Origin of the sequence: Streptomyces sp. NPDC007863 (genome assembly GCF_040633895.1) — a bacterium.
Taxonomy (GTDB): Bacteria; Actinomycetota; Actinomycetes; order Streptomycetales; family Streptomycetaceae; genus Streptomyces.
This window is the reverse complement of sequence record NZ_JBEYEI010000021.1, coordinates 42,737-64,560: the sequence shown is the minus strand read 5'-3', so window position 1 is coordinate 64,560 and position 21,824 is coordinate 42,737. Positions and strand designations below refer to the sequence as shown.

Here is a 21,824-nt window from a genome sequence, read left to right as displayed (position 1 = left end):
GACGAAGCGTCAGATGAGGATGAGGGGGCACCATGGTGGTCTACGGGATGCAGCTGCCCGTCCAGTCCCAGTCCGTGATCTACGCCGAGACCTGGGAGGCCGCCGCCGGGCCGGCCGATCTGCTCGCCGTCGCCCGCGCCGCCGACGCGCACGGCTTCGACTACGTCGCCTGCTGCGACCACGTGGCCATCCCGCGCCGGCTCGCCGCCGGGATGAGCACCGTCTGGTACGACCCCGTCGCCACCCTCTCCTTCCTGGCCGCCGCCACCGAGCGGGTCCGGCTGCTCTCGCACGTCGCCGTCGTCGGGCTGCGGCATCCGCTGGTCACCGCCAAGGCGTACGCGACCGTCGACCACCTCTCCGGCGGCCGCCTGGTCCTCGGGGTGGGCGCCGGGCACGTGCAGGAGGAGTTCGAGGCGGTCGGGGCGGACTTCGCGGGGCGCGGCGGCGTCCTCGACGAGACGCTCGACGCGCTGCGCGCCGCGCTCGGACCGGAGGAGTACCCGGAGCACCTCGGCGAGCGGTTCGCCTTCAAGGACCTCGGGCAGCGGCCCCGGCCCGCGCAGGAACGCGTCCCGGTCTGGGTCGGCGGCTCCTCCCCGGCGGCGGTGCGCCGCGCCGCGCTCAAGGGCGACGGCTGGCTGCCGCAGGGCGACCCCCGGGACGTGCTCGCCCGCGGGATCGGGCGGATCCGGCGGCTGCGCGAGGAGGCCGGGATCGCGGAGCCCTTCGTCTTCGGCGCGATCGCCGAGCCGCTGTACGTCGGCGCCCCCGGCTGGGAGACCGGGCGGCGCACGCTCTCCGGCGCGCCGGAGGAGCTGGCGGCCTCGCTCCGGGAGTACGGGGCGATGGGCGTCGGCCAGATCCAGGTGCGGTTCCGCAGCCGGAGCCGTACCGAACTCATCGACCAGATGGCGGCCTTCGGGTCGGAGGTCGCCCCCCTTCTGTAGGGAGTGTGCGCATGGGCAAGCTGGACGGGCGGGTCGTGATCGTCACGGGGGCCGCGCGCGGGCAGGGCGAGCAGGAGGCGCGGCTCTTCGCCGCCGAGGGGGCGAAGGTCGTCCTCGCCGACGTGCTCGACGGGCCGGGGGAGGCCCTCGCCAAGGAGCTGGGGGAGGAGCGGGCCGCGTACGTCCGCCTGGACGTGACCCGCGAGGATGAGTGGGCGGGCGCGGTGGCCGCCGCGAAGGAGCGGTTCGGGAGGATCGACGGCCTGGTGAACAACGCCGGCATCCTCCGCTTCAACGAGCTGCTCGCCACGCCCCTGGAGGAGTTCCAGGCGATCGTGTCCGTCAACCAGACCGGCTGCTTCCTCGGGATCCGGGCGGTCGCGCCGGAGATCGCGGCGGCCGGCGGCGGCACGATCGTCAACACCGCCTCGTACACGGGTGTGACGGGCATGGCCGGGGTCGGCGCCTACGCGGCCTCCAAGCACGCGGTGCTCGGGCTGACCCGGGTGGCGGCCCTGGAGCTGGCCTCGAAGGGGATCCGGGTGAACGCGGTCTGTCCGGGCGCGATCGACACCGCCATGAGCAACCCGGAGGGGGTGGACCCGGCGGCCACCGGCGAGCTGTACCGCAGGCTCGTGCCGCTCGGCCGGATCGGCCGCCCGGAGGAGGTGGCGGCCCTCGCCCTCTTCCTGACCTCGGACGACTCCTCGTACGTGACGGGGCAGCCGTTCGTGATCGACGGCGGCTGGCTGGCGGGCGTCTCCCTGTTCTGAGCATGTCTGACGGATCGTCAGGTATTGACACGGCGCAGTGCATCCAAGAATCTGACGACACGTCAGAAACTCACGAGGACGGTGACTTCCGTGGAATTCGGGATCTTCGTACAGGGATACGTCGGCAAGCGCGCCGAGACCGATCCCGAAGCCGAGCACAAGGCCCTCATGGAGGAGACCGAGTACGTCATCCAGGCGGACAAGCACAACTTCAAGTACGCCTGGGCCTCCGAACACCACTTCCTGGAGGAGTACTCGCACCTCTCGGCCAACGACGTCTACCTGGGCTACCTCGCCCACGCCACCGAGCGCATCCACCTCGGCTCCGGCATCTTCAACCCGCTCGCCCAGGTCAACCACCCGGTGAAGGTCGCCGAGAAGGTCGCCATGCTCGACCACCTCTCCGGCGGCCGCTTCGAGTTCGGCTCCGGGCGCGGTGCCGGTTCCCACGAGATCCTCGGCTTCTTCCCGGGCATCACGGACATGAACCACACCAAGGAGATCTGGGAGGAGACCATCGCGGAGTTCCCCAAGATGTGGCTCCAGGACGAGTACGCGGGCTTCCAGGGCAAGCACTGGTCCCTGCCGCCCCGCAAGGTCCTCCCCAAGCCGTACGGCAAGTCCCACCCCGCCATGTGGTACGCGGCCGGCTCCCCGTCCTCGTACGCCATGGCCGGGAAGATGGGGCTCGGCGTGCTCGGCTTCAGCGTCCAGAAGGTCTCCGACATGGAATGGGTCGTCGAGTCCTACAAGAACGCCATCAAGGAGGCCAAGGCGGTCGGGGACTTCGTCAACGACAACGTCATGGTGACGTCCACGGCGATCTGCGCCGAGACCCACGAGAAGGCGGTCGAGATCGCGGTCGGCGGCGGGCTCAACTACCTCCAGTCGCTGCTCTTCCGCTACCACGACACCTTCCCGCGGCCCGAGGGCATCCCCGAGTGGCCCGAACTCCTCCCCGAGTACTCCGCCGAGATCATCGAACTCCTCATCGCCGAGGAGCTGATGATCTGCGGCGACCCGGGCGAGGTGCTCGCCCAGTGCCGGCGCTGGGAGCAGGCCGGCGCCGACCAGCTCTCCTTCGGGCTCCCGATCGGGATCTCGTACGAGGACACGATGAACTCGATCAAGCTGATCGGCGAGCACGTGATCCCCGAGATCGACACGGACCCGGTCCACCGCACGACCCGCTTCCGCCAGGCGTCGGGCGCGTAGCCCCTCCGGGGCGGCGCCTCCGCGTTCCGGGCCCGGCCCGTTCCCGCGGGACGGCGCCCGCCCCCACGCACACCGAAGAGCGCGGGGCGGTGTCTTCCCGGACCGTCGCCCCGTACCCGCCCCGGCCGGCGGCCGTTCCGCGGCGGCTCCGGCCGGGGCACACCCGCGTGCGGACGCCACGTACAGAAAGGGATCGCCATGCTCGACCACCTCATCAAGGGCGCCACCGTCGTGGACGGCACCGGCGGCCCCGCGTACGTCGCGGACGTCGGGATCCAGGAGGGGCGGATCACCTTCCCGCCGCCCGGCGCCGCCGCCCGCACCACCGAGGACGCCGCCGGCCTCGTCCTCGCGCCCGGCTTCGTCGACCCGCACACCCACTACGACGCCCAGCTCTTCTGGGACCCGTACGCCACCCCCTCCATGAACCACGGCGTCACCACCGTCGCCGGCGGCAACTGCGGGTTCACCCTGGCGCCGCTCCACCCCGGCCGGCCCGAGGACGCCGACTACACCCGCCGCATGATGTCCAAGGTGGAGGGGATGGCCCTGGCCGCGCTCGAAGAGGGCGTGGACTGGAGCTGGTCCTCCTTCGGCGAGTACCTCGACGCCCTGGAGGGCCGGATCGCCGTCAACGCCGGCTTCATGGTCGGGCACTGCGCCCTGCGCCGGTACGTCATGGGCGAGGACGCCGTCGGCGGGCAGCCCACCGACGAGCAGCTCGCGCGGATGACCGCCCTCCTCAAGGAGGCCATGGAGGCCGGCGCCTGGGGCCTGTCCACCACCCAGTCCTCCACCCACTCCGACGGCGACGGCGCCCCCGTCGCCTCCCGGCACGCCGCCCCCGCCGAGCTGATCGCCCTCTCCAAGGCCGTCGGCGAGCACGAGGGCACCCAGATCGAGGCGATCCTCGCCGGCTGCCTCGACCAGTTCTCGGACGCCGAGATCGACCTCTTCGTCGAGATGACCGCCGCCGCCGGACGCCCCCTGAACTGGAACGTCCTCACCATCGACGCCGCCGTCCCCGAACGCGTCCCCCGCCAGCTCACCGCCTCCGAACGGGCCCGCAAGTCCGGCGGCCGGATCGTCGCCCTCACCATGCCGATCCTCACGCCCATGAACATGTCCCTCGGCACCTTCTGCGCGCTCAACCTCATCCCCGGATGGGGGGAGGTCCTCTCCCTCCCCCTCCACGAGCGCGTCGCCAGGCTCCGCGACCCCGAGGTCCGCGCCGAGCTGCTGCGCCGCGCCGACTCCAAGGAGGCCGGCGTCTTCCGGCGGCTCGCGAACTTCGGCCGGTACGTCATCGGCGACACGTACAGCCGCGAGAACGAGGGCCTGACCGGCCGGGTCGTGAAGGACATCGCCGCCGAACGCGGCCAGGACGCCTTCCAGTGCCTCGTCGAGATCTGCGCCAACGACGACCTGAAGACCGTGCTGTGGCCCATGCCCACCGACAACGACCCCGCCTCCTGGGCGCTGCGCCGCGAGACCTGGGACCACGAGGACGTGCTCCTCGGCGGCTCCGACGCCGGCGCCCACCTGGACCGCATGTGCGGAGCCCCGTACACCACCCGCTTCCTCGGCGACTGCCTGCGCGGCCGGAGGCTGGTGCCGCTGGAGCGGGCCGTGAAGATGCTCAGCGACGACCCGGCCCGGCTCTTCGGCCTGCGCGAGCGCGGTCGGATCGCCGAGGGCTACCACGCCGACCTGGTGCTCTTCGACCCCGAGCGGATCGACGCGGGCCCGGCGACCCTCGTCCACGACCTGCCCGGCGACAGCCCGCGCCTGGACTCGCGCGCCGTCGGCATCGTCTCCGTACGCGTCAACGGCGTGGAGACGGTCCGCGACGACGAGGTGACCGGGGCGATCCCCGGGCGCGTCCTGCGCTCGGGCCGCGACACGAGGACGGTGAGCACGCGATGACCATCCGCGAGAGGCTCTACATCGGCGGGGAGTGGACCGAGCCCGACGGCGGGCACTACGAGGTGACCGACCCCGCCACCGAGGAGCTCGTCGGCCTCGCGCCCGAGGCCTCCCGGGCCCAGGTGTACGAGGCGGCCGCCGCCGCCCGCGAGGCCTTCCGGTCCTGGTCGCGGACGAAGCCCGGGGAGCGGGCCGAGATCCTCGACCGGGCCGCCGCGATCATCGCCAGGGACGCCGACGCGCACACCGCCCTCGCCCGCGCCGAGAGCGGCGCCACCACCGCCACCGCCCGCGCCATGCAGGTCGCCGTCGGCTCCGCGCGCTTCCGGCGGTACGCGCGGGGCGCCCTGGAGCCCGTCGAGGAGGCCCTGCCGCCGCAGATCAACGAGGCCGGGCCGATGGGGCGGGCGGGGGTCTTCGGGGCCGTCGCGGTGCGCCGCCCGGTCGGCGTCGTCACCTGCGTCACCTCGTACAACAACCCCTGGGCCAACCCGGCCGGCAAGATCGCCCCCGCGCTCGCCATGGGCAACACCGTGGTGGTGAAGCCGGCCCCGCAGGACCCGCTGTCGGTCTTCGCCATGGTCCGCGCCCTGGAGGAGGCGGGTGTCCCGGCCGGGGTCGTCAACCTCGTCACCGGCTCCGCGCCCGCCGTGGGCGAGGCGGCCGTCGACTCCCCGGACGTCGACATGGTCTCCTTCACCGGTTCCACCGCCGTCGGCCAGGCCATCGGCGAGGTCTGCGGCCGCTCCATGAAGCGGCAGCTGATGGAGCTGGGCGGCAAGGGCGCCGCCCTCGTCCTCGACGACGCCGACCTCGACGCGGCGGTGCTGGGGATCGGGACGACCTTCTCCTTCTACAGCGGCCAGATCTGCACCGCCCCGACGCGGGTCCTCGCCCAGCGCGGGATCTACGAGCGGCTCGTCGGCAGGCTGGCCGCGTACGCCGGACACCTGAAGGTCGGGGACCCGGCGGAGCGGGGCACGGTGGTCGGGCCGGTGATCTCGGCGGCCCACCGCGACCGGGTGGAGGCGTACGTGGAGCTGGGGCGGAAGGAGGGCGCCCGGATCGTCACGGGCGGCGAGCGCCCGGACCTCGCCAAGGGCTTCTACGTCGCCCCGACGCTGCTCGCCGACTGCACGGCCGAGATGCGGGTCGTGCGGGAGGAGATCTTCGGTCCCGTCGTCGTGGTCGTCCCCTTCGACGACGAGGAGGAGGGGATCGCGCTCGCCGGCGACAGCGACTACGGCCTGATCGACTACGTGTGGTCCGGCGACGTCGCCCGCGCCTTCCGCATCGCGGCGCGGCTGCGGTCCGGCGGGGTCGGGATCAACACCATCGGCCGGAACATGGAGGCGCCCTTCGGCGGCTTCAGGAAGAGCGGGGTGGGGCGGGACGTGGGGTCCTACGCCCTGCACGCCTACAGCGAGACGCAGGCGCTCGTCTGGCCGGGCTGACCGGTCGGTACAAAGGCCGGAACCCAGTCCTCCCAAGGGTTCCGGCCGCCCGGCGGGCGCCCGGGAAAATTCCTCGGGAAAATTTGGAAACGGACATTTCGCCCTTTGCTGCGGTTCCCGCATATCGGACGCCCGGCGGCCGACCTACCAGTTGGTCGGTCCCTCGGGTTGGTCGATCTTTCAATCATTGGCGAGTGCCCCGATCTGCCCTCGCAATGCAAGGCGATGATCGATCAACTGAGCGGAGTTGGACCCTCCGGATAAGGAAACCGCAGCACTTAACGTCCTGTTCATGACTCAGGTGGAAGCACGGCCCCAGGCCGGAGACACGGTAAGGGGCGCGACCGCCCCGGGCGACGCCGGCGGCGTCCGCAAGAAGGGCCTCGGCGGCAATTCCGTCGGCCTCTTCGGCAACGCCGTCATCGGCATCTCCACCGTCGCCCCGGTCTACTGCCTGACCTCCACGCTCGGCTCCACCGCCGGCGAGGTCGGCCTCCAGATGCCCGCCGTGTTCCTCGCGGGCTTCCTCCCGATGCTCCTCGTCGCCTTCGCGTACCGGGAGCTCAACCGGGCCATGCCCGACTGCGGCACCTCGTTCACCTGGACCGTGAAGGCCTTCGGCCCGAAGATCGGCTGGATGTGCGGCTGGGGCCTGGTGATCGCCACGATCATCGTGCTCTCCAACCTGGCCGGTGTCGCCACCTCGTACTTCTGGCTCCTCGCGGGCGAGATCACCGGCAGCGAGTCGATCGCCGCCCTGGACGACAACAAGGCCGTCCACATCCTCACCTGCCTCGCCCTCATCGCCGCCGCCACCGCGATCAGCTACCGCGGCATGACGGCCACCAAGGGCGTCCAGTACACCCTCGTCGTCCTCCAGCTCGTCGTCCTCGCCGTCTTCGTCGCCCTCGCCCTCTCCAAGGCGGGCTCCTTCGAGACCTCGGTCGACTTCTCCTGGTCCTGGATGAACCCCTTCGCGGTGCAGTCCTTCGCCGCCTTCACCGCCGGTCTCTCCCTCTCGATCTTCATGTACTGGGGCTGGGACACCTGCATGGCCTCCAACGAGGAGACCGTCGGCAGCGACAAGACCCCCGGCCGCGCCGCGCTCATCGCGATGGTCGTCCTGGTCGGCTCCTACCTCGCCACCGGCATCGCCGCGCAGATGGCCGTCGGCTCCGGCGACCAGGGCCTCGGCCTCGCCAACCCGGAGACCTCCGACAACGTCTTCGCCGCCCTCGCCGGGCCGGTCATGGGCCCCGTCCTCGGCGTCCTGCTCTTCGTCGCCGTCCTGGCCTCCGCCGCCGCGAGCCTCCAGACCACCTTCATCCCGGTCGCCCGCACGGTCCTCGCCATGTCCACGTACGAGGCGCTGCCGAAGTCCTTCACCAAGGTCCACCCGGTCTTCAAGACCCCCGGCAAGGCCACCGTCGTCGCCGGCGTCGCCACCGGCGTCTTCTACACGGTCATGACCCTGGTCAGCGAGCACGTCCTGGTCGACACCATCTACGCGCTCGGCCTCATGATCTGCTTCTACTACGGCATCACGGCCTTCGCCTGCGTCTGGTACTTCCGCGCCGACCTCTTCCGCTCGGCCCGCGACCTCACCTTCAAGGGCCTCATGCCGGCCCTCGGCGGCCTCATGCTCACCGCGGTCTTCGGCAAGACCCTCTACGACATGTGGGACCCGGCCTACGGCTCCGGCTCCGCCGTCTTCGGCGTCGGCTCCGTCTTCGTCATCGCGGTCGGCCTCCTCGTCCTCGGCGCCGTCCTCATGCTGTGGATGCAGCGCCGCAGCCCCGCCTTCTTCCGCGGCGAGGTCCTGACGAAGGAGACCCCGTCCCTGGTGGTCCCCGACTGATCCGGCACCACGCACACACCTGAGTCACCGAGAACGCGAAGGTGGCGGCCCCGTGGGGGGTGCCGCCACCTTCGTCTTTGCCGGCTTCTCCGGGGCTACTTCCGGCCGGGCAGCAGCTTCTCCACCGCCTTGTTGGCGTCGGGCATGTCGGCGGCGGCGGGCGGCGCGGGCTTCGGGTTCAGGACGCCGCTGAGGGGGACGACCGAGGGCAGGTTCATGCCGCCGGTGTCGGCGGCGGCGGAGCCCGCGGAGGCGAGGCCGCCGGTGGCGGCGAAGGCGGTCAGGGCGGCCGCGGTGAGGAGCTTCTTCATGCCCGCTCCAACGGGGGGCGGGTGCGGGCGGTTACGGACCCGGTTCCTACGATCACGCCATGGACGAGGGGTACGGGGGTGAGGGCTGGCGGCTGCGGCCGGGGCGGCCCGAGGACGTCGAGGCCGTCGCCGAGCTGCGGGCGGTCGTCATGCGCGCGGACCTGGAGCGGCTCGGCCGCTACGACGCGCACCGGGTGCGGCAGCGGCTGAGGGACGGGTTCTCGCCCGCGTACACCTCGGTCATCGAGACCGGGGACGGCCCGGCCGGCTGCGTCACGCTCCGCCCCGATCCCGCGGGCGGCCTCCACCTGGAGCACTTCTACCTGGACCCCGCCCTCCAGGGGCGGGGCCTGGGCACCGCCGTCCTGGGCCGGCTGCTCGAACGGGCCGACGCGGCGGGGGAGACCGTCCGGCTCGCCGTCCTCCGGGGGAGCGCGGCCCGCCGGCTCTACGAGCGGGCGGGGTTCGTGCGGGAGGCGGAGGACGGCGTGGACGTGTTCATGGTCAGGACGCCGGTGCCTCCGGCGCCTCCGCGATGAGGGCGGTGGCGACCGTGCGGAAGCCCAGACGGGCGTAGAGGCGTTCCACGGTCGCGTCCGAGGCCGTCAGGAAGACCGCCTCGACGCCCGCCGCGCGGGCCCGCGCCACCAGCTCGGCGGTCACCGCGAGGCCGAGGCCGCGGCGGCGGGCCTCCGGGCGGGTGCCCACGCCGACGACCTCGGCCACCCGCCCGACCGGCTGGACCTGGCCGCCGGCCAGCGCCTCCCCGGACGCCGTGTCGAAGGCGGCGGCGAGGACGGTCAGGCCGGCCGTGATCCGGTCCGCGACCCGCCGCGCGTCGCCGGGGCCGGGGACCGCGCCGAAGGCCGCGTACGGGGCGGCGACGGCGGCCGCGAGGTCCGGGTCGTCCGCGCCGAGCGTCCGCACGGCCGCGCCCGCCGGCTCCGGCACGGGCAGCGGCGCGCCCTCCAGGACCATCAGCGGGTGCGCGTGCACCACCAGGCCGCTCGCCTCCACGGCCGCCCGCAGCCCCGGCGTCGTCTCCGCCACCCACTCGAACGCCTCCGGCAGCCCCAGCTCGCGCTGGCGGGCGCGCACCTTCTCCACGTCCGCCACCGACACCGGGCCCGGGTGCCCGAGCGCCGGGCGGGCGTAGAACGGCCAGCCGTCGGCGCCCTCCCGCACGAAGAAGGTCAGCGGGCCGAAGTCCTCCGCGCGGGCGGAGGAGCGGGGGACGGCGTCGTAGTACGTCTCGATTCGCGTCAGCACGCGGGCCATCCAAGCAGGCCGGCCGGGCGTACGGGCGTACGGGCCGCGCGCTGGCGTCGTACCCCTCGGAATCCCGGGCCGCACCCCCTACCGTGCGGTCATGCGGATCTCGACCACGATCTTCCTGACCGACGAGACCATCTCGCCCGTGCGGCTCGCCCGCGAGCTGGAGGAGCGCGGCTTCGACGGGCTGTACCTGCCGGAGCACACCCACATCCCCGTGTCCCGGGACACCGAGCACCCGGCGGGCGGCGAGGCCGCCCGGGAGTACGGGCGGACCCTGGACCCCTACGTGGCGCTCGCGCAGGCCGCCGCCGTCACCGGGCGGCTCGGGCTCGGCACCGGCATCTCGCTGCTCGCGGAGCACGACCCGATCGCGCTCGCCAAGCAGATCGCGACCCTCGACCACCTCTCCGGCGGCCGCTTCACCCTCGGGGTCGGCTACGGCTGGAACCGCGAGGAGGCCGCCGACCACGGCGTCGCCTGGGGCACCCGCCGGGACCTCGTGCACGACCGGCTCGCCCTGATGCGGGCCCTGTGGGCGCCGGAACCGACGGCGTACGAGGGCGGGTTCGGGTACTCCGTGCGCGCCTCCGAGGCCTGGCCGAAGCCCGCCGGCGGGGCGCCCCGCGTCCTCCTCGGCGGCGCGGCCGGACCGAAGCTGTTCGCGGCGGTCGCCGAGCGGGCCGACGGCTGGATGCCGATCGGCGGCCGCGGTCTCACCGAGAACCTGCCGGTGCTGCGACGGGCCTGGGAGGACGCGGGCCGCGACCCGAAGGCCCTCCGGATCGTCCCGTACGCCGTCCTGCCGAACCCCGGAAAGCTCGCCCACTACGCGGAGCTCGGCTGCGCGGAGACCGTCCTCCAGCTGCCCCCGGCGGGGGAGGCCGAGGTGCTGCGGGTCCTCGACGCGTACGCGGAGTACCTGCGGTGACGAGCTGCGGGGACCCGTCCTCCCCGCACCGCCGCCGCTCGTATGCTCGGTGCATGACGGACCACCAGACCGGCCGGGAGGCCGACCAGCAGGCCGAGAGCTCGACGGCGCCCCCGACCCGGAACGCGATGCGGCGGGCACTGCGGAGGGCGCGGGACGGGGTCGCGCTCGACGTCGGCGAGGCGGCGGTGCTGCTGCGGGCACGGGGCGAGGACCTGGACGAGCTGGTGGCGGTCGCGGGGCGGGTGCGGGACGCCGGGCTCGCGGCGGCGGGGCGGCCGGGAGTGATCACGTACTCGAAGAGCGTGTTCATACCCCTGACCCGGCTGTGCCGGGACAAGTGCCACTACTGCACCTTCGTCACCGTGCCGGGGAAGCTGCGGCGCGACGGGCACGGGATGTTCCTGTCGCCGGACGAGGTCCTGGACATCGCCCGGCGCGGCGCCGCCCTCGGCTGCAAGGAAGCGCTGATCACGCTCGGCGACAAGCCGGAGGACCGGTGGCCCGAGGCGCGCGAGTGGCTCGACGCGCACGGGTACGACGACACCCTCGCCTACGTGCGGGCCATGTCGGTGCGGATCCTGGAGGAGACCGGGCTCCTGCCGCATCTCAACCCGGGCGTCCTGTCGTGGACGGACTTCCAGCGGCTCAAGCCGGTCGCGCCCTCGATGGGCATGATGCTGGAGACGACCGCCACCCGGCTGTGGTCGGAGCCCGGCGGCCCCCACTACGGCTCGCCGGACAAGGAACCGGCCGTGCGGCTGCGGGTCCTGGAGGACGCCGGACGGTCGTCCGTGCCCTTCACCTCGGGGCTGCTCCTCGGGATCGGGGAGACGTACGAGGAGCGGGCCGAGTCGCTGTTCGCGCTGCGCCGGGTCGCGCGGGCGTACCACGGCGTCCAGGAACTGATCATCCAGAACTTCCGCGCCAAGCCGGACACGGCGATGCGCGCGACGCCCGACGCCGAACTCGACGACCTGGTCGCCGCCGTGGCCGTCGCCCGGCTCATCATGGGCCCCTCCGCCTGCCTCCAGGCGCCGCCGAACCTCGTGGACGCCGAGTACGGGCGGCTGATCGCGGCCGGCGTCGACGACTGGGGCGGGGTCTCCCCGCTCACCATCGACCACGTCAACCCCGAGCGGCCCTGGCCGCGCATCGACGAGCTGGCCGCGCACTCCCGCGCCGCCGGCTTCGAGCTGCGCGAACGGCTCTGCGTGTACCCGGAGTTCGTGCGCCGCGGCGAGCCGTGGCTGGACCCGCGGATCGTGCCGCACGTGCGGGCCCTCGCCGACCCGGAGACCGGTCTCGCGAACCCGGACGCGGTCGTCCGCGGCCTGCCGTGGCAGGAGCCGGACGAGGCCTTCACCGCCTCGGGCCGCACCGACCTGCACGCGACGATCGACACCGAGGGCCGTACCGGCGACCGGCGCGACGACTTCGACGAGGTGTACGGCGACTGGGGGGCGCTGCGGGAGGCCGCCGCGCCGGGCCTGGTGCCCGACGCCGTCCCCGAGCGGATCGACGCCGACGTGCGGGAGGCACTGGCCGTCGCCGCCGACGATCCGACGAGGCTCACCGACGCGCAGGCCCTCGCCCTCTTCCACGCCGACGGCCCGGCGCTCGACGCGCTGACGCGGGTCGCGGACGACGTGCGGAAGTCGGTGTCCGGCGACGAGGTGACGTACATCGTCACCCGGAACATCAACTTCACCAACGTCTGCTACACCGGCTGCCGCTTCTGCGCCTTCGCCCAGCGCCGCACCGACGCCGACGCGTACACGCTCTCCCTCGACCAGGTCGCCGACCGCGCCCGGCAGGCGTGGGAGGTGGGCGCGGTCGAGGTGTGCATGCAGGGCGGCATCCACCCGGACCTGCCCGGCACCGCGTACTTCGACATCGCCCGGGCGGTGAAGGAGCGCGTGCCCGGCATGCACGTGCACGCCTTCTCCCCGATGGAGGTCGTCAACGGCGCGACCCGCACCGGCCTTTCGATCCGCGAGTGGCTGACGGCGGCGAAGGAGGCGGGGCTCGACTCGATCCCGGGCACGGCGGCCGAGATCCTCGACGACGAGGTCCGCTGGGTGCTGACGAAGGGCAAGCTGCCCGCCGCCACCTGGATCGAGGTCGTCAGCACCGCGCACGAGCTGGGCCTGCGCTCGTCCTCGACGATGATGTACGGGCACGTGGACCAGCCCCGCCACTGGCTCGGGCACCTCCGCACGCTCGCCTCCATCCAGCAGCGGACGGGCGGCTTCACGGAGTTCGTGACCCTGCCCTTCATCCACACCAACGCGCCCGTCTACCTCGCGGGCATCGCCCGCCCCGGGCCGACGGTCCGCGACAACCGCGCGGTGACGGCGATGGCCCGTCTCCTCCTCCACCCGCACATCCCGAACATCCAGACCAGTTGGGTGAAGCTGGGCGCGGAGGGCGCGGCGGAGATGCTCCGCTCCGGCGCGAACGACCTCGGCGGGACGCTGATGGAGGAGACCATCTCGCGTATGGCCGGGTCGAGTTACGGCTCGTACCGGTCGATCCGCGACCTGGAGGCGATCGCGGAGGCCGCGGGCCGGCCGTCCCGCCCCCGCACCACGCTCTACGGCGAGGTGCCCGAGGAGCGCCAGAGGGCCGCCCGGGCTTCGGACGGCCATCTGCCGGAGCTGCTGCCGGTGGTCGAGGGCTGAGGGCGGTCAGCCGACCAGCAGGTCGCGCCGGGGCGGACCGGGGCGGTGACCGAGCCGGTCGCGCCGCCGCGCGCGACGGTGCGGCCCTCGGAGCGGATGGCGACGGTGCGGACGCCGGGGGCGGTCCAGGCGATGGTGGAGGTGCCGTCGGCGTTGTCGGTGACGGTCGCGGCGGTGAAGGGGACGCGGTGCGCGTCGCGCGCGGGGGCGTGCGCGGAGGCGGCGGGTGCGGCGAGGCCGAGGAGGAGGGCGGCGGCCAGTGCCGCGGAGGAGTACTTGACTCGTGTCACGGGGGTCATGCGGCGGATCGTTCAGGCGAAGGGCGAAGCTCGGGTGAACTCTGGTCAAAAGCGGCCTGAAGGGCGTCCGATCACATAAGGTTCCGCCCCCCGAACGGACACACCCGGTCGATTAGAGTGCTGCGCAGACCGGTGTCAGAACGGCGAGAGAGCAGGACCTCGGACGGGGGAGGGCACGTCGTGACCACCACTGCCGCGGCCGTGTGGGGCCGCACCGAACAACAGGACTTCCGGGCGCGCGTCCGCGGCTGTCTGCTCGGCGCGGCCGTCGGCGACGCGCTCGGGGCGGGCGTCCACGACCGGACGCTCCAGGAGATCCGTACGGCGCACGGCGAGGCGGGCCTCGCCGAACCCCCCGACGGCACCCTGCCCGTCACCGCCGCCACCCAGATGGGCCTCTTCACCGTCGACGGCCTCATCCGCGCCCACGTCCGCCGCGACGGCGGCGTCTGGCACCCGCCCACCGAGATCCACCGCGCCCATCTGCGCTGGGCGGCCACCCAGCGCGACTGGGGGCCCGACGAACGGCGCCGCGACAACGGCTGGCTCGGCCGCCAGGAGTGGCTGTACGCCCGCCGCGACGCGCCCCGCGCCTGCCTCACCGGCCTCGGCGACGAGCGCCTCGGCACACCGGACCAGCCCAAGAACCCCGAGGCGGGCGACTCCGGCGCCCTCGCCCGCTCCGCGCCCATCGGCCTGCTCGTCGGCTGGGAGCCGCAGCTCGTCTGCCAGCTGGCCGTCGAGTGCGCCGCCCAGACGCACGGCGCGCCCGCCGCGACGCTCGCGGCCGGCGCGCTCGCCGTCACCGTCCACGGCGTGGCCCGCGGCGCCTCCGTCGAGGCCGCCGCCGCCACGGCCCTGGGCCTGCTGGCCGCGCGCCCCGGCCACGAGCCGGTGACGGAGGCGCTGACGCGCGCCCTGGCCGCGGTCCGCGAGGGGGTGCCGGACGCGGAGCGCGTCACGGCGCTCGGGGCGGACGAGGACCGGGCGGAGGGGCAGCTGGCGGCGGCCGTCTACTGCGCGCTCGTCGGCGAGGACGTCCGGCACGGGCTGCGGCTGGCGGTCAACCACGACGGGCCGTCCGCAGTCACCGCGGCGGTGGCGGGCGCGCTGCTCGGCGCGCAGCACGGGGAGACGGCGCTGCCGCCGGCGTGGCTGGCGGCGGTGGAGGGCCGCGGGACGATCCTCGAACTCGCCGACGACTTCGCCATGGAACTCACCCAGTCGCCCACCCTCCACACCCCCACCTGGCACACCCGCTACCCGACGCCCTGAACGGCGGTGGTCAGCGCATGAGTTCGCCGGCGTTGACCAGGAGGGACTGGCCGGTGACGGCGCGGGCCCGGGGGGAGGCGAGGAAGGTGACCGCGTCGGCGACGTCCGCGTCCGTGGCCAGCTCCGGCAGGGCCACGCGGGAGGTGAGGCGCGCCAGGACCTCGGCCTCCTCGACCGCCTCCGACGCCGCCGTGAAGCGGACGAACGCCTCGACCGGCGGCCCCCACATCCACCCGGGCAGCACCGTGTTGACCCGGATCCGGTCCGGGCCCAGCTCCCGCGCCAGCGAGTACATGGCCGAGGTCAGGGCGCCCTTGGACGCCGCGTACGCCGCCTGCTGCACCTGGGTCGGCGCGGCGACGGCCGACTGCGTGCCGATGAAGACGACCGCGCCGCCGCCGCCCGCCCGCAGCGCGGGCAGGCACGCCCGGGTCATCCGCAGCGTGCCGAGGAGGTTGACGTCGAGGACGCCCTGCCAGGCCGTGAAGTCCGCGTCGGCGAGGCCGCCGAAGTACGAGTCCCAGGCGGCGACGTGGACGACCGCGTCGATGCCGCCGAAGCGTTCGACGGCGAGCGCGGCGAGCGCCTCGCACTGGGCCTCGTCGGTGATGTCCGTCGCCCGGTGCGCGGTGTGCCCGCCGGACGGGTCGATCGCGGTCGCGGTCCTGACGAGGTTCGCCCCGGTCCGCGCGCCGAGGACCGCGTTGCCCCCGTCGCGCACCACCGCCTCCGCGACCCGGTGACCGAGTCCGGTCCCGACGCCCGACACGACGACCGTCTTCCCCTGGAGCAGCATCCGGGTGCCTCCCGCCTCTGGCCACTGATCTGACGGTCCGTCAGAGTAGGTGCCCCGAGTCGCACTGGGAAGGGAGACGGCAGTGACGAGTGACGTCGAGGCGTACGGGGAGCTGGCGGCGCGCGGCCCGTACGGGGTCAGGCCCGGCCATGCGCTGATCACCATGGTGGAGCCGCACCCGGGGCACGAGTACGCGTACAACCGCTGGTACGAGGACGACCACTACTACGCCGGCGCGATGGCGATGCCCTGGATGTTCGCGGGCCGCCGCTGGGTCGCCACCCGCGACCTCCAGGCGCTGCGGACGCCCGAGAAGTCCGCCGTCGCCCAGCCGGTCACGGCCGGCTGCTACCTCTCCACGTACTGGATCACCGACGGCCGCTACGACGAGCACATGAAGTGGACCGTCGCCATCAACAAGCGGCTCAACCGCGACGCCCGCGTCTACCACGACCGCACCCACGTCTTCACGTCCTTCCAGGACCACGCGGCGACGGTGTACCGGGACGGGGCGGCCGGCCCGCGCGACGTCCACGCCCTCGACCACCCCTACGCGGGCCTTGTCCTCCAGGTCGTGGACTGCGCGGGGGCCCGGGAACGCGCGGCCCTCCTCGAACGGCTCGTCGCCCGCGACCTCCCGCGCCGGCTCGCTGGCTCGCCCGCGGCGATGGTGACGGTCTTCCGTCCGACGCCGCTGCCCGGCGACCGGATGACGTACGTGAAGCAGGTGGAGGGTGTCGACACCCGCCTCACCCTGCTCTGGTTCCTGGAGCGGGACCCGCGCGACTGCTGGGACGCGCACTTCGCCGGTCTGGCCGACCTCGCCGGCGACGCCGGGAGGGTGGAGCTGGTGGCCCCCTTCGTCCCGACCGTGCCGGGGACGGACCGGTACGTGGACCTGCTGAGGTGACGCGCTTCCGGGCCCGGACATGAGCGTGCCCTCTCGGCCAGGACGGCGGACCGGACGAGAGGGCGCTCTTGGGGTACTGCGGGCGGTGCTGCGGGACTCAGAGGGCCCCGTCGCTCACCTGGCCGACGAAGGCGTTCCACGAGCCCGGTCCGAAAGAGAGGGACGGACCCTCGGGGGCCTTGGAGTCGCGGACGGCGATCGCCGCCACGGCCGGGGACTTCACCTCGACGCAGGCGCCGTTGCCGCCGGAGTAGGAGGATTTGGTCCAGTTGTCGGTGGCACCCTGGATGATGGCCATGATGTGCTCAGCTCCGGTTCTGCCCGAAAGGGGGCGTGAGAGTCGGTGCCGGCGTGATCTCCACCGGCCTGATCGACGCTACTCGCCGGTCCCGAGCGGCGGGACCGGCGTTCACACGACCGGGTGGCATATTCCAACTGGGCTTCCGTCGGGCCGAGTCGGGGGTGTACCGTGCCTTCCCCCCTGTGGTCCGGACCTGTCAGGCCCGCGGGACGTACCGGATCTGTCAGATCTGTCGGTGCCTGACGGTCATTTCCGGCCTGCCCGAGCCGCGGCCTCCGGCCGGCTCAGCCGTCCGCGTACCGCTTCGCGATGCCGGCGACGAAGTCCCGCGTCTGCTCCACGCCCAGCGCCTGCGCCCGCAGGTGCTCGTACATGTAGCTGTACTTCGCGACGTCCGGCCCCTTCTCCAGGTACAGGTCGCTCGTCACGCCCTCGATGTAGACGACGCTGGAGTCGGAGGCGTCCGGGAACTCCAGGATCGAGTACTGGCCGCTGATGCCGGGGTGCGCGCCCGTGTCGAAGGGCAGCACCTGCACGGTCACGTGCGGCAGGTGCGACTGCTCGACGAGGTGCTCCAGCTGCTCGGCCATCACCTGCCGGTTGCCGACCACCCGGCGCAGCGCGGCCTCGTCGATGACCGCCCACAGCCGCAGCGGACGCTCCTCGTCGCGGACCCGGTCCTGGCGGCGGGTGCGGACGGTGGCCCGCTTCTCGATGTCGGCCGGCGTCGACTCGGGCAGCGCGCCGGAGATGACGGCGGTCGCGTACGCGCGGGTCTGCAGCAGTCCGGGGATGATCTGCGGCTCGTAGACGCGCAGGCTCTGCGCGTCCGTCTCCAGGCCGATGTAGACGCTGTACGGGATGTCGCCGAAGGCGTGCCACCAGCCCTGCTGCCGCGAGTCCTTGGCCATCTGCATGAGGGAGTTGACCATCGCCTCGTCGTCGACCTCGTACACCCCGCACAGGTCGCGCACGTCGCGCTGGCTGATGGAGCGGCGGCCGTTCTCGAGCCGGCTGATCTTGGACTGGGAGACGAGGAGGCGCTCGGCGACCTGCTCGGCCGTCATGCCCTTGCCCTCGCGGAGCTTGCGCAGCTCCTGCCCCAATCGGCGTCGCCTGACGGTGGGGTTGACACTGGACGCCACGGAAACTGCACCTCCGGCTGCTGTCTGCGATGCGTAGCTGTGAGTATCTACTGCTTGGCAGACTGCCACCAAAGGTGCCGGGTGCGCTGGGAAAACCCGACAACCCGGGGCCGGGGACACCGATGTGCGGGACGCCCGGAGGCGCCCCGCACACCGGGTGCGGCTCCCGGAAGGGTCGTGGTGCGGCGGTGCGGTGGTGCGGTGTGGTGCCCGGCCCGTGCGCCCGCCTCAGTGGGCGGCGGCGCGGGCCATGCTGCCGCGCGGCTGGGCGGGTACGCCCTGACCGCTCCGGCGCGGCTGTGCGGCCGCGCCGTTCTGGACGTCCATCACGGCGTGCGCGACGAGACCGCCCATGGGGTCGTGCCGGATCAGGTCGCGCAGCCGGGACCGCGACGACCGTCCTTCGTTGCCGGGGTACAGGTGCTTGCCGAGACCGACCGCGTGGGCCAGTGCGGCGAGCGCCGCGGTCCGCGGGTCCGGGGGTACCCCGGTGCGGATCGCACTGTCCAGCCGGGCCCTGATCTCCCGGCTGATCGCCGTGTCCGTCGCCTGGTAGCGAGTCGTCGGCAGCACCCCGCACATCTGGCCCTCCACGGCATGCACCATGCCGCATCGCTCCAGATGCGAGAGATACGTCTGGCGGAGCCCCAGTCGGGGTCCGCCGATCCAGTGGACGGCCCGGACCGGACTGCCGCGCCTGCGCAGCAGTTCCAGTGCGGAGTCCAGAGTCGGATCTCCGGTCGGCCGTGGCATCACCACGGCGATACGATCCCCGTCAGGGGCTATCCGTCCTGCCAGGGCCAGCTCTACTAGCTGTGCTCCGGCCAGGCCCAGATCGAGCGACTGCGGCTGCGCTGTGGTACCCGTGGTCGGGTCCAGAGCGAGCAGCAGAAGCTCCTCCGGAATGGTTCTGCGGCTCCTGCCCATCCATGCCTCCCCGCGTGGATGAATGACAGGGTGACCCCTCTCACATTCATCTGTCGAGAGTGCCTGTGCGGTTCGTCCGGGAACCAGTAGGTATGTCGTTCTCGTCTAGCACGGGAGCCAAGGGGTTCACACAGGACACTGGTAGACGGTTCGGACGTACGCATGACGCATGGAGGAGGCACGGTGGCGGGCGAGTCCCCCGACAGGGCGGAGCAGCAGGGGTCGTCGGAGGGGAGGACGCCGGCGGTGTCGTCGACGGTTGCCTCCTCGGAGTCCCCGGCGTCCGCGGTGTCCGCGCCGGCGCCGGTGGACCAGCCGACGGCGGTCTTCAAGACCCTGGCGCCGCGCGTCCCGGAGGACGACGCGGAGCCGTCGGCGTCGAAGGCGCCGGCCGGCCCCGCCGAGGAATCGATTCCGGAGTCCGGCGAGACCCGCGACGAGGCCGCGCCCGAGGGCGACCGTCTGAAGCAGGCCGTCGCGGCGTGGGTCGCGACGGCGGCGAAGGACGACGGGGCCGAGGAGGCCGCCGAGGGCGCCCAGGAGGAGCCCGGGACCGACGAGGCGTCCCCGAAGGCCGAGGAGCCCGCGTCCGCGCCGGAGGAGCCCGAGGAGCCCGCGGAGGCCGACGGGGCCGCCGACGAGCCCGCGGAGGCCCCTGCGGCGGCCGCCGAGGCGCCGAAGGCGGCGGAGCCGTCGTGGTTCGCCGCCAAGAAGCCCGAGGAGCCGGAGGCCGAGGAGCGGGAGGCCGAGCCGTCGAAGCCCGAGGCCTCCGCGCCCGAGGCCGATGCTCCCCAGGCCGACGTGCCCAAGACCGAGGCGCCCCAGGCCGACGTGCCCAAGACCGAGGCGCCCCAGGCCGACGTGCCCAAGACCGAGGTGCCCAAGGCCGACGTGCCCAAGGCCGAGGTGCCCAAGCCCGCCGCGCCGGAGCCCGACGGGGCGAAGGCCGCCGTGGCCGCCGCGTCCGAGGGACCGGTCGACCAGCCCACCACCATGTTCCGGGCCGTGCGGCCGCCGGTCGTGGACCAGCCGACGACCGCGCTCAAGCTGCCGCGCGACGTCGCGGGCCGCGACTCCGACAGCGAGCGGACGAGCACCTTCGTGCCGCTGCGCCCGGACGTCCCGGCCGAGCGGAAGGCGGCGAAGGCGGAGGCGGCCGCCCCCAAGCCCCAGCCGAAGGCGGACGCCCCCGCTCCCGCCCCCGCTCCCGCGCTCGCCGAGCCCGAGCGGACGCGGCAGCAGCCGCTGCCTCCGCTGCCGCCGCTCGATCTGCTCGCCGAGCTGACGAACACCCCGCCCCCGCCGCCGAACGCCTGGCGCACGACCGTGCGCCGGGTCCGGATCTGGACCCCGCTGGTCCTGCTCCTCCTGATCGTCTTCGCGATCGTGCAGATGGTCCGCCCGCTGCCGGCGCCCGCCCTGAAGCTCTCCGGGCCGCCGACGTACACCTTCGCGGGCGGCCCGCTGAAGATGCCGTGGCCCGGCGAGGGCCAGGGCGCGGTGGAGGTCGAGGGCGTCGGTTCCATGGGCACGTACGGGGCGCAGAAGCCGGCCCCGATCGCATCCGTGACGAAGACCATGACCGCGTACGTGATCCTCCGCGACCACCCGCTCAAGGGGAAGCAGAAGGGTCCGGAGATCACCATCGACAAGAAGGCCGCCGAGCAGGCGAAGGCGGCGCACGAGTCGACGGCCGCGGTGAAGGAGGGGCAGACCTACACGGAGAAGGAGCTGCTCCAGCTCCTGATGATCCCGTCGGCCAACAACGTCGCCCGGCTGCTCGCGCGCTGGGACGCCGGCTCGGAGCAGGCGTTCGTCGACAAGATGAACGCCGCCGCCAAGGAGCTGGGCATGACCCAGTCCCGCTACACGGACCCGTCCGGCCTGCTCGACTCCACCGTGTCCACGCCTCAGGACCAGCTGAAGCTGGCGAAGGCGGTCATGAAGTTCGACGTCTTCCGCGAGATCGTGGACATGCCGAACGCCACCATCGAGGGCGTCGGCTACATCGAGAACAACAACAGCCGGCTGCTGCTCAAGGACGGGGTGACCGGCATCAAGACCGGCTCCTCGACCCCCGCCGGAGGCAACCTGCTCTGGTCGGCGAACACGGTCGTCGACGGCCGCACCCACCGCGTCCTCGGCATCGTGATGGGCGCGCAGGACGCCGCCTCCCTCAACAAGAAGCTGGAGCTGTCGCTCGACTACAGCTACGAGCTGATCAAGCAGGCGCAGGACGACGTCACCTCCGCCACCGTCGTGAAGAAGGGCCAGGTCGTCGGGTACGTCGACGACGGGCTCGGCGGGCAGACCCCCGTCGTGGCGACGAAGGAGATCAAGGCCATCGGCTGGCCGGGCCTGAAGGTCGACCTGGCGCTGACCGACGGCGGCAAGGCCGTGCCCCACGCGGGCAAGGCCGGGGACGTCGTCGGCACGGTCTCGATCGGCGAGGGCGCCGGCAAGGTCAGCGCCCCGGCGGCGCTCGCGTCCGACCTGGTGGAGCCCGGCTTCGACAAGAAGCTGACCCGCGTGGGCTGAGCCCCCGGGAGAGCGGACGGCAGGGCGCCCCGGACGGCCGGGGCGCCCTGCTGTTAGCGTCTTCGGGGTGCCGGCCGCGCCCCCGTGAGAGGGACGACCCGCACGGGACAGCACGGAAGCAGCACGGGAAAGGGCCGCAGTGACCACCGTCGAGCCGACACGCGCGGACCGCGGCGAGGCCGCGCCGGACGGGGCCGCCACGGACCGGACCGCCACGCGTCCGGACCCCCGGCCGCGCTCTGGGCAGGACGCCGGGCCG

The 21,824-nt window shown here is 73.3% G+C and carries 19 protein-coding genes; 12 read left to right on the top strand and 7 right to left on the bottom strand.

Annotated elements, in window-relative coordinates; all coding sequences use genetic code 11:
- The first annotated feature begins 32 nt into the window (after positions 1 to 32).
- From ABZ621_RS29455 to ABZ621_RS29430, 6 genes are all read left to right on the top strand, one after another.
- Positions 33 to 950: a TIGR03619 family F420-dependent LLM class oxidoreductase gene (locus ABZ621_RS29455; protein ID WP_360609468.1), complete on the top strand. Its 918-nt coding sequence runs from the start codon at positions 33 to 35 to the stop codon at positions 948 to 950.
- Positions 951 to 961: 11 nt separating this feature from the next.
- Positions 962 to 1,723 (top strand): SDR family NAD(P)-dependent oxidoreductase, encoded by a 762-nt coding sequence (locus tag ABZ621_RS29450; RefSeq protein ID WP_360609467.1) that lies wholly within the window; start codon positions 962 to 964, stop codon positions 1,721 to 1,723.
- A gap of 90 nt (positions 1,724 to 1,813) precedes the next feature.
- A complete protein-coding gene (locus ABZ621_RS29445; RefSeq protein WP_360609466.1) occupies positions 1,814 to 2,938 on the top strand; it encodes an LLM class flavin-dependent oxidoreductase in 1,125 nt (374 codons plus the stop codon).
- A 198-nt stretch (positions 2,939 to 3,136) separates the two neighbouring features.
- A complete protein-coding gene (locus ABZ621_RS29440) occupies positions 3,137 to 4,864 on the top strand; it encodes a D-aminoacylase (protein ID WP_360609465.1) in 1,728 nt (575 codons plus the stop codon).
- The gene (locus tag ABZ621_RS29435; protein ID WP_360609464.1) at positions 4,861 to 6,318 is read left to right on the top strand and encodes an aldehyde dehydrogenase family protein; all 1,458 of its coding nucleotides are present in this window, start codon (positions 4,861 to 4,863) and stop codon (positions 6,316 to 6,318) included. The genes ABZ621_RS29440 and ABZ621_RS29435 overlap by 4 nt, the downstream gene beginning before the upstream one ends.
- Positions 6,319 to 6,610: 292 nt before the next feature.
- On the top strand, positions 6,611 to 8,176 hold the full coding sequence (locus tag ABZ621_RS29430; RefSeq protein WP_360609463.1) for an APC family permease: 1,566 nt from the start codon (positions 6,611 to 6,613) through the stop codon (positions 8,174 to 8,176).
- Positions 8,177 to 8,271: 95 nt separating this feature from the next.
- Here the strand turns inward: ABZ621_RS29430 and ABZ621_RS29425 are convergent, their stop codons facing one another.
- Entirely contained in the window at positions 8,272 to 8,487 is a 216-nt protein-coding gene (locus ABZ621_RS29425) for a hypothetical protein (RefSeq protein ID WP_360609462.1), read from the bottom strand.
- Between the two features lie 59 nt (positions 8,488 to 8,546).
- Between ABZ621_RS29425 and ABZ621_RS29420 the strand changes: the two genes are divergently transcribed.
- Positions 8,547 to 9,026, top strand: a complete 480-nt coding sequence (locus ABZ621_RS29420) for a GNAT family N-acetyltransferase (RefSeq protein WP_360609461.1) — start codon at positions 8,547 to 8,549, stop codon at positions 9,024 to 9,026.
- On the opposite strand, the gene ABZ621_RS29415 is transcribed toward ABZ621_RS29420, so the two are convergent.
- Positions 8,992 to 9,765 carry a GNAT family N-acetyltransferase gene (locus tag ABZ621_RS29415; protein ID WP_360609460.1) on the bottom strand — a complete coding sequence of 258 codons (774 nt, stop codon included), beginning with the start codon at positions 9,763 to 9,765 and terminating at the stop codon, positions 8,992 to 8,994. The genes ABZ621_RS29420 and ABZ621_RS29415 overlap by 35 nt on opposite strands.
- Positions 9,766 to 9,856: 91 nt before the next feature.
- Between ABZ621_RS29415 and ABZ621_RS29410 the strand changes: the two genes are divergently transcribed.
- Both ABZ621_RS29410 and ABZ621_RS29405 read left to right on the top strand, forming a co-directional pair.
- Positions 9,857 to 10,690 carry a TIGR03619 family F420-dependent LLM class oxidoreductase gene (locus ABZ621_RS29410; protein ID WP_360609459.1) on the top strand — a complete coding sequence of 278 codons (834 nt, stop codon included), beginning with the start codon at positions 9,857 to 9,859 and terminating at the stop codon, positions 10,688 to 10,690.
- Between the two features lie 53 nt (positions 10,691 to 10,743).
- A complete protein-coding gene (locus ABZ621_RS29405; protein WP_360609458.1) occupies positions 10,744 to 13,374 on the top strand; it encodes a bifunctional FO biosynthesis protein CofGH in 2,631 nt (876 codons plus the stop codon).
- Here ABZ621_RS29405 and ABZ621_RS29400 read toward each other — a convergent pair.
- Positions 13,287 to 13,673 (bottom strand): hypothetical protein, encoded by a 387-nt coding sequence (locus tag ABZ621_RS29400; RefSeq protein ID WP_360609457.1) that lies wholly within the window; start codon positions 13,671 to 13,673, stop codon positions 13,287 to 13,289. The two genes, ABZ621_RS29405 and ABZ621_RS29400, sit on opposite strands and share 88 nt — an antisense overlap.
- Positions 13,674 to 13,853: 180 nt before the next feature.
- Between ABZ621_RS29400 and ABZ621_RS29395 the strand changes: the two genes are divergently transcribed.
- Entirely contained in the window at positions 13,854 to 14,948 is a 1,095-nt protein-coding gene (locus ABZ621_RS29395) for an ADP-ribosylglycohydrolase family protein (RefSeq protein ID WP_360609456.1), read from the top strand.
- 10 nt (positions 14,949 to 14,958) lie between these two features.
- On the opposite strand, the gene ABZ621_RS29390 is transcribed toward ABZ621_RS29395, so the two are convergent.
- On the bottom strand, positions 14,959 to 15,744 hold the full coding sequence (locus ABZ621_RS29390) for an SDR family oxidoreductase (protein ID WP_360609455.1): 786 nt from the start codon (positions 15,742 to 15,744) through the stop codon (positions 14,959 to 14,961).
- A gap of 82 nt (positions 15,745 to 15,826) precedes the next feature.
- On the opposite strand from ABZ621_RS29390, the gene ABZ621_RS29385 reads away from it, so the two are divergent.
- Complete coding sequence (locus ABZ621_RS29385) at positions 15,827 to 16,654, top strand: hypothetical protein (protein WP_360609454.1); 828 nt, start codon at positions 15,827 to 15,829, stop codon at positions 16,652 to 16,654.
- Positions 16,655 to 16,751: 97 nt separating this feature from the next.
- Here the strand turns inward: ABZ621_RS29385 and ABZ621_RS29380 are convergent, their stop codons facing one another.
- The 3 genes from ABZ621_RS29380 to ABZ621_RS29370 all read right to left on the bottom strand — a co-directional run bounded on the left by ABZ621_RS29380 (position 16,752) and on the right by ABZ621_RS29370 (position 19,027).
- On the bottom strand, positions 16,752 to 16,952 hold the full coding sequence (locus ABZ621_RS29380) for a DUF397 domain-containing protein (RefSeq protein WP_169094264.1): 201 nt from the start codon (positions 16,950 to 16,952) through the stop codon (positions 16,752 to 16,754).
- A gap of 287 nt (positions 16,953 to 17,239) precedes the next feature.
- A complete protein-coding gene (locus ABZ621_RS29375) occupies positions 17,240 to 18,100 on the bottom strand; it encodes a helix-turn-helix transcriptional regulator (protein ID WP_360609453.1) in 861 nt (286 codons plus the stop codon).
- Between the two features lie 228 nt (positions 18,101 to 18,328).
- Positions 18,329 to 19,027, bottom strand: coding sequence for a GPP34 family phosphoprotein (locus ABZ621_RS29370; protein ID WP_169094262.1), 699 nt, complete (start codon positions 19,025 to 19,027; stop codon positions 18,329 to 18,331).
- Between the two features lie 183 nt (positions 19,028 to 19,210).
- On the opposite strand from ABZ621_RS29370, the gene ABZ621_RS29365 reads away from it, so the two are divergent.
- Entirely contained in the window at positions 19,211 to 21,565 is a 2,355-nt protein-coding gene (locus ABZ621_RS29365; RefSeq protein ID WP_360609564.1) for a serine hydrolase, read from the top strand.
- Positions 21,566 to 21,824 lie beyond the last annotated feature (259 nt).

Excerpts from the sequence above, each read along its gene's own strand:
- ABZ621_RS29380 (WP_169094264.1), bottom strand. The coding sequence starts at position 16,952 with ATGGCCATCATCCAGGGTGCCACCGACAACTGGACCAAATCCTCCTAC.
- ABZ621_RS29430 (WP_360609463.1), top strand. The coding sequence starts at position 6,611 with ATGACTCAGGTGGAAGCACGGCCCCAGGCCGGAGACACGGTAAGGGGC.
- ABZ621_RS29425 (WP_360609462.1), bottom strand. The coding sequence starts at position 8,487 with ATGAAGAAGCTCCTCACCGCGGCCGCCCTGACCGCCTTCGCCGCCACC.
- ABZ621_RS29370 (WP_169094262.1), bottom strand. The coding sequence starts at position 19,027 with ATGGGCAGGAGCCGCAGAACCATTCCGGAGGAGCTTCTGCTGCTCGCT.
- ABZ621_RS29440 (WP_360609465.1), top strand. The coding sequence starts at position 3,137 with ATGCTCGACCACCTCATCAAGGGCGCCACCGTCGTGGACGGCACCGGC.
- ABZ621_RS29400 (WP_360609457.1), bottom strand. The coding sequence starts at position 13,673 with ATGACCCCCGTGACACGAGTCAAGTACTCCTCCGCGGCACTGGCCGCC.
- ABZ621_RS29410 (WP_360609459.1), top strand. The coding sequence starts at position 9,857 with ATGCGGATCTCGACCACGATCTTCCTGACCGACGAGACCATCTCGCCC.
- ABZ621_RS29455 (WP_360609468.1), top strand. The coding sequence starts at position 33 with ATGGTGGTCTACGGGATGCAGCTGCCCGTCCAGTCCCAGTCCGTGATC.
- ABZ621_RS29435 (WP_360609464.1), top strand. The coding sequence starts at position 4,861 with ATGACCATCCGCGAGAGGCTCTACATCGGCGGGGAGTGGACCGAGCCC.
- ABZ621_RS29415 (WP_360609460.1), bottom strand. The coding sequence starts at position 9,765 with ATGGCCCGCGTGCTGACGCGAATCGAGACGTACTACGACGCCGTCCCC.
- ABZ621_RS29390 (WP_360609455.1), bottom strand. The coding sequence starts at position 15,744 with ATGCTGCTCCAGGGGAAGACGGTCGTCGTGTCGGGCGTCGGGACCGGA.
- ABZ621_RS29420 (WP_360609461.1), top strand. The coding sequence starts at position 8,547 with ATGGACGAGGGGTACGGGGGTGAGGGCTGGCGGCTGCGGCCGGGGCGG.
- ABZ621_RS29405 (WP_360609458.1), top strand. The coding sequence starts at position 10,744 with ATGACGGACCACCAGACCGGCCGGGAGGCCGACCAGCAGGCCGAGAGC.
- ABZ621_RS29450 (WP_360609467.1), top strand. The coding sequence starts at position 962 with ATGGGCAAGCTGGACGGGCGGGTCGTGATCGTCACGGGGGCCGCGCGC.